This is a genomic window from Rathayibacter sp. AY1D1, assembly GCF_002932635.1.
GTDB lineage: Bacteria > Actinomycetota > Actinomycetes > Actinomycetales > Microbacteriaceae > Rathayibacter.
Window position 1 is genome coordinate 112,491 of the sequence record NZ_PSVY01000009.1, and the last position, 6,161, is coordinate 118,651.

Here is a 6,161-nt window from a genome sequence, read left to right on the forward strand (position 1 = left end):
GGCTGCCTGCGCTGAGCCGCGCCCGTGGGAGGGGCCGGGGCCGTCCTGTGAGGCCTGAACAGGGTCTCAGACGATCCGTCAGAGGATCATGCCGATCTGGTCGGATCCTTGTCGGATCCGTGAGAGCCTTAATACCCGCGAAATCTGCGGACACACCCGAGAAATCTCCCCCGGATAGCGTCGAGGCACCCGATCGGCGCGGCTTGGCGCGCCTGCACGGGCACCCCGTCGCGACCCCGCGCACCGCACCGCAGCAGCCCTGACGATCCCCACCCGAGGAGTCCCCTTGACCCTGTCGCCCCTCCGCTCCCTCCCGGCCTTCGACCGCCGCAGCCTCCTCCGCCTGGCGGGTGTCGCCGGCCTCGCGATCGGCGGCGCCTCCGTCCTCGCCTCCTGCGCCTCCGACTCCTCCGGCGCGTCCGCCGCGGACGGCGGCGACCTCGGCACCCTCAAGGTCCAGCTCTCCTGGATCAAGAACGAGGAGTTCGCGGGCGAGTTCTTCGCCGACTCGAAGGGCTACTTCACCGAGGCCGGCCTCGCGGGAGTGACGCTCACCCCCGGCCCCTCGACGGGCGTGGCCGAGCTCCTCTCGGGCAGCGCGGACGTCGCGCTCAGCGACGCCGTCTCGATCGGCACCGCGATCGCCCAGCAGGAGGCCCCGCTCAAGATCATCGGCGCGACCTACCAGAAGAACCCCTTCACGGTCCTCTCGATCAAGACCGCCGGGAACATCGCCACTCCGGCCGACCTCGCCGGGAAGAAGATCGGCGTCCAGGCCTCGAACACCTCCCTGTTCCAGGCGCTGCTCGCCGCGAACGGCCTGTCCGAGTCCGACCTCACAGTCGTCCCCGTCGAGTACGACCCCTCCGTCCTCGTCAACGGCACCGTCGACGGCTTCATCGCCTACCTGACGAACGAGGCCATCACGGTCGCGGCCGAGGGCTACGAGGTCGTCAACCTGCCCTTCGCCGACAACGGCCTCCCCTTCGTCGCCGAGACCTTCTCGGTGTCGGAGCAGGCGATCGCCGAGAAGCGCGACGCTCTGAAGGCGTTCCTCGTCGCCGAGATCAAGGGCTGGACCGACGCGGTCAACGACCCGTATGCGGGCGCGATGCTCGCCGTCGAGAACTACGGCAAGGACCTCGGCCTCAACGAGGAGTCCTCCAAGAAGGGCGCCACCATCCAGGCCGAGGAACTGGTCGTCTCGGACGAGACGGTCTCGAACGGCCTCTTCACCATCTCCGAGACGCTGCAGTCCGAGACCATCGCGTCCCTCGCGGGCGCCGGGATCGACGTCACGGCCGAGGACCTCTTCGATCTGACCCTCCTCGACGAGGTCTACGAGGAGAACCCCGAGCTGATGAAGTACGCGGCCTGATCCTGATCCACGAAGGGCACCACTCGTGACCGACACGACCGACGCCGGCACCCTGCGCGACCAGGGTGCCGGCGGCACCGGCATCCAGATCCACGGCCTGTCGAAGACGTTCCGGATGGGCTCGCGCAGCGTCGCGGCGCTGCAGGACACCGATCTCCACACCGACCAGGGCAGCTTCCTCGCCCTGCTCGGCCCGTCGGGGTGCGGCAAGTCGACCATCCTGCGCATCCTCGCGGGACTGGAGGAGCCGACGTCCGGCTCCATCCGGGTCGACGGCCGCACTCCCCAGGAGCTGCGCCGCGACAACAAGCTCGGCATCGCATTCCAGGACCACGCGCTCCTGCCGTGGCGCAGCGTCATGGCGAACATCCGCCTGCCGTTCGAGATCGCGGGCAAGAGCGTCGACCAGTCCTACATCGACGAGCTGATCGACCTCGTCGGCCTCCGCGGCTTCGAGAAGGCCAAGCCGGCCCAGCTCTCGGGCGGCATGCGCCAGCGCGTGTCGATCGCGCGGTGCCTGATCCTCAAGCCCGAGGTCCTGCTGCTCGACGAGCCGTTCGGCGCCCTCGACGACATGACGCGGCAGAAGCTCAACCTCGAGCTGCTGCGGATCTGGACCGAGAAGCCCGCCACGACGCTCCTCGTCACGCACGGCATCTCGGAGGCGATCTTCCTCTCGGACCGCGTCGCGGTGATGAGCCCGCGCCCGGGACGGGTGAAGGAGATCATCGACATCGACCTGCCCCGCCCGCGCACCCCCGAGATGCAGCGCACCCCCGAGTTCCACGCCTACGTCGACCAGGCCTCCGAGCTGCTGTTCGGCGACGGCGGCGCGGCCGCGGACGACCGCGTCTAGGAGGCATCGTGGCCACCACGCTCCCCGCGGCCCCGCGCCGCGCCCGGTCCCTGCCTCCGTGGCTCACCGGGCTGATCGGCGTCGCCGCGATCGTCGCCGTCTGGTGGATCGTGGCGCTCGTCACCGCGCCCACCGGCGCCGCGACCTACGCGCCCGTCCCCACTCCCGTGCAGGTCGTGCAGACCGCGATGGAGGACGGCGCCGGCTTCTACTGGCGCAACTTCTCCGTCACGATCGGCGAGGCGGCCGTCGGCTACTTCTGGGGCAACCTCCTCGCGCTCGTGCTCTCGGCGCTCGTGCTGGTCCTGCCCTGGCTGGAGGGGGTCGTCTCGCAGCTCGCGGTCATCACCTACTGCGTGCCGATCGTCGCCATCGGAGCGATCGTGCTGCTGATCCTCGGCGGTGCGGACGCTCCCGGGAAGGCGAGCGCGACGGCGATCTTCCTGGCCGGCCTCTCGGTGTTCTTCACCACGGTCGTCGGCAGCCTGCTCGGGCTGAAGGCGGCCGACAAGGCGGCGCTCGACGTCGTCACGGTCTACGGGGGCTCGCGCTTCACTCAGCTGCGCAAGGTCCGCCTGATCGCGGCGCTGCCCAACATCCTGTCGGCGCTGCAGATCGCGGTGCCCGCGGCCTTCCTCGGCGCGATCCTCGGCGAGTACTTCGGCAAGATCGAGACGGGCGTGGGCCCGATCCTGGTCGCAGCGCAGGTCTCGCTGAACTCGCCCCGCGTCTGGGCGCTCTTCCTCCTCTGCGCGGGCGTCGCGCTCCTCGGCTACGGCATCGTCGGACTGATCGGGCGCCTCATCGCGCCCTGGTCCTCCGGAAAGCGGGCATGACCATGACGACCACCGTTCCCGACCGCACGGAGCAGTCCACGGCCACGTCGATCCTCGCGGTCGACGAGCTGCGGCGCCAGCTGCGCACGGCCGCCCTCGGCGCGACCCTCAAGAGCCTGCGCAAGAGCCTGCTCGTCGCCCTGTCGACGATCGTGATCGTGCTGGCGATCTGGATCGGCGTGGTCCTCTTCAGCGGGGTCTCGCCCTACGTGGTCAAGGGCCCGTGGGACGTCTGGCAGCACCTGGTGACCGATGCGAAGGCCGCGGAGCACCGCGCCGAGCTGGGCGGCCTCTTCGCCGTGACCATGGGCGACGCACTGATCGGCTTCGCGGCCGGCCTGGTCGTGGCGATCCTCGGCGCGATCCTGTTCCGCCTGTCGAAGGGCATCGAGCACGCGCTGATGCCGTTCGCGATGCTGCTGCGCTCGGTGCCGCTGATCGCGATGGCGCCGCTGATCATCCTGGTCTTCGGGACCGGCTCGATCGCCTCGGTCGCGGTCATCGGCGGGATCGTCGTCCTGTTCCCCGCGCTGGTGACGATCGCCTTCGGCCTCAACAACGCCTCCCCGCAGATGCTCGACGTGGTCGCGGTCTACGGCGGCAGCACTCTCACCGCGATCCGCAAGGTGGCCATCCCCGGCTCGCTGCCCTCGCTCTTCGCCGCGATCCGCATCTCGGTGCCCGGAGCGATCACGGGCGCGCTGCTCGCCGAGTGGCTCTCCACCGGTGCGGGCATCGGCGGGGCGATCAACGCCTGGTCCGCCCAGGCCCGGTTCGCGGACGTCTGGTCGGCGGTCGTGCTCGTGACCGGCGTCTCGCTCGTGCTCTACATGCTCGTGCAGGTGCTCGAGACCTTCGTCCTCTCCCGGATGTCCCTCTCCCTCACCTGACCCCGTCGCTTCCCCCTTCCGCGGGACGCCACTCGAGTGCGGCTCGCACGGTGGGTCGCATACCCCGGTGGTGTCTCGCGGGAAGGGGGAGGGCAGGGGGAGCGGAGCGACGGGGCCCGGTCAGACGGTGACGATCGCGTCGACGCGGTGGCCGGCCAGCACCTCGCGGCCGCCGAGCCCGTCGAGCTCCATGACCACCGCGATCCCCTCGAGGCTCCACCCGGCGCGCTCGATCAGGCGGCGGCTCGCGTCGAGCGTGCCCCCGGTCGCCAGCACGTCGTCGACCAGCAGCAGGCGCGCGCCGCGGGGCGCCGCGTCCTCGTGCACCTCCAGCATCGTCTCGCCGTACTCGAGGGTCGCCTGCTCGCGCAGCACGGCCCGCGGCAGCTTGCCGGGCTTGCGGATGGTCACGACGCCGAGGCCGGCCGAGTAGGCGGCCGCCGCGGCGAGCAGGAAGCCGCGCGCCTCCACGCCCGCGATCGCGTCGATCCGTCCGCGGTAGGGCTCGATCAGCGCGTCGGCCACCGCCCGCAGGGCCTCGCCGTCGCCGAAGACCGGCGTGAGGTCGCGGAACAGGATGCCCGGGCTCGGGAAGTCCGGGACGACGGCGGTGAGACGGTCGACGTGGTCGGCGGCGGTCGTGGTCACGGGGAACCTCCGGGTCGGCGGGTGCGCCCGGGCCGTCCGGCGATCGGGCCCTGGGAGTCTACGACCGGCCGCGGTCTCCTGCGCTTCGGAGGCGGTCAGTAGACTCCTTCCCGACCGCTCCCGTCTCCGGGAGCCCACCCGTCAAGAGGAGATAGTTGTGGCCCTTATCGAGGCAGTCGTCGCCCGAGAAATTCTGGACTCCCGTGGCAACCCCACGGTCGAGGTCGAGGTCCTGCTCGAGGACGGCGCGTCCTCGCGAGCGGCCGTCCCGTCCGGCGCCTCCACCGGCGCGTTCGAGGCGTACGAGCTCCGCGACGGCGACTCCGACCGCTACCTCGGCAAGGGCGTGCAGAAGGCCGTCGACGCCGTCATCGACGAGATCGGCCCGGCCATCGAGGGCTTCGACGCCACCGACCAGCGCCTCGTCGACGCCGAGCTGATCGAGCTCGACGGCACCGAGAACAAGTCCCGCCTGGGCGCGAACGCGATCCTCGGCGTCAGCCTCGCCGTGGCCAAGGCCGCCGCGCAGTCGTCGGACCTCGACCTGTTCCGCTACGTCGGCGGCCCGAACGCGCACACCCTGCCCGTGCCGCTGATGAACATCATCAACGGAGGCGCGCACGCCGACACCGGCGTCGACATCCAGGAGTTCATGGCCGTCCCGCTCGGCGCCGAGTCCTTCTCCGAGGGCCTGCGCTGGGGCGTCGAAATCTACCACGCGCTCAAGGCGCAGCTGAAGAAGGCCGGCTTCGCCACCGGCCTCGGCGACGAGGGCGGCTTCGCCCCCGACCTGCCCACCAACCGCGAGGCGCTCGACTTCATCCTCAAGGCCGTCGAGGCCGCCGGATTCACCCCCGGCAAGGACATCGGGCTCGCGCTCGACGTCGCCTCCTCGGAGTTCTACGAGGACGGCGCCTACACGTTCGAGGGCAAGAAGCTCTCGGCCGAGGAGCTCTCCTCCTACTACGCCGACCTCGTCGCCAACTACCCGCTGGTCTCGATCGAGGACCCGCTGGACGAGGACGACTGGGCCGGCTGGACCCACCTCACCGCGGCCATCGGCGACAAGGTGCAGCTCGTCGGAGACGACCTGTACGTCACCAACCCGGTGCGGCTCGCCCGCGGCATCGCCGAGAAGGCCGGCAACTCGATCCTGGTCAAGGTGAACCAGATCGGCACGCTCACCGAGACGCTCGACGCCGTGGCCCTCGCCCAGCGCAACGGCATGACCGCGATCCTCTCGCACCGCTCCGGCGAGACCGAGGACACCACCATCGCCGACCTCGCGGTCGCGGTGGACGGCGGCCAGATCAAGACCGGCGCCCCGGCCCGCTCGGACCGCGTCGCGAAGTACAACCAGCTGCTGCGCATCGAGGAGATCCTGGGAGGTGCGGCGACCTACGCGGGTCGCTCCGCCTTCCCGCGCTTCTCCGCGTAGTCTCGGCACGCCGGACCGGCCCCGGAGCGCAGCACCTCGGTGCGGGCGCCGGGGCCGCTCCACTTCCCCCGCCGCGATCGAGGAGGCACCCGCCCATGGCCCGTCCGCCCCGCCG

Annotated in this window: 6 protein-coding genes; 5 read left to right on the forward strand and 1 reads right to left on the reverse strand. The window is 70.9% G+C overall.

Annotated elements, in window-relative coordinates; all coding sequences use genetic code 11:
- Positions 1-286: 286 nt before the first annotated feature.
- The 4 genes from C5C56_RS08735 (at position 287) to C5C56_RS08750 (ending at position 3,960) form a co-directional block, all read left to right on the forward strand.
- Positions 287-1,378, forward strand: coding sequence for an ABC transporter substrate-binding protein (locus C5C56_RS08735; RefSeq protein WP_258065633.1), 1,092 nt, complete (start codon positions 287-289; stop codon positions 1,376-1,378).
- Positions 1,379-1,493: 115 nt separating this feature from the next.
- A complete protein-coding gene (locus tag C5C56_RS08740) occupies positions 1,494-2,234 on the forward strand; it encodes an ABC transporter ATP-binding protein (protein WP_104222373.1) in 741 nt (246 codons plus the stop codon).
- A gap of 8 nt (positions 2,235-2,242) precedes the next feature.
- Positions 2,243-3,070, forward strand: a complete 828-nt coding sequence (locus C5C56_RS08745) for an ABC transporter permease (protein WP_104319413.1) — start codon at positions 2,243-2,245, stop codon at positions 3,068-3,070.
- 2 nt (positions 3,071-3,072) lie between these two features.
- Positions 3,073-3,960, forward strand: a complete 888-nt coding sequence (locus C5C56_RS08750; protein ID WP_244230660.1) for an ABC transporter permease — start codon at positions 3,073-3,075, stop codon at positions 3,958-3,960.
- A gap of 120 nt (positions 3,961-4,080) precedes the next feature.
- On the opposite strand, the gene C5C56_RS08755 is transcribed toward C5C56_RS08750, so the two are convergent.
- The gene (locus tag C5C56_RS08755) at positions 4,081-4,608 is read right to left on the reverse strand and encodes an adenine phosphoribosyltransferase (protein WP_104260312.1); all 528 of its coding nucleotides are present in this window, start codon (positions 4,606-4,608) and stop codon (positions 4,081-4,083) included.
- Between the two features lie 157 nt (positions 4,609-4,765).
- Here C5C56_RS08755 and eno point away from each other — a divergent pair, with 157 nt between their 5' ends.
- Positions 4,766-6,046 (forward strand): phosphopyruvate hydratase, encoded by a 1,281-nt coding sequence (gene eno, locus C5C56_RS08760; protein ID WP_104222361.1) that lies wholly within the window; start codon positions 4,766-4,768, stop codon positions 6,044-6,046.
- Positions 6,047-6,161 lie beyond the last annotated feature (115 nt).

Coding starts and splice junctions, on each gene's coding strand:
- C5C56_RS08740 (WP_104222373.1), top strand. CDS start 1,494: ATGGGCTCGCGCAGCGTCGCGGCGCTGCAGGACACCGATCTCCACACC.
- C5C56_RS08750 (WP_244230660.1), top strand. CDS start 3,073: ATGACGACCACCGTTCCCGACCGCACGGAGCAGTCCACGGCCACGTCG.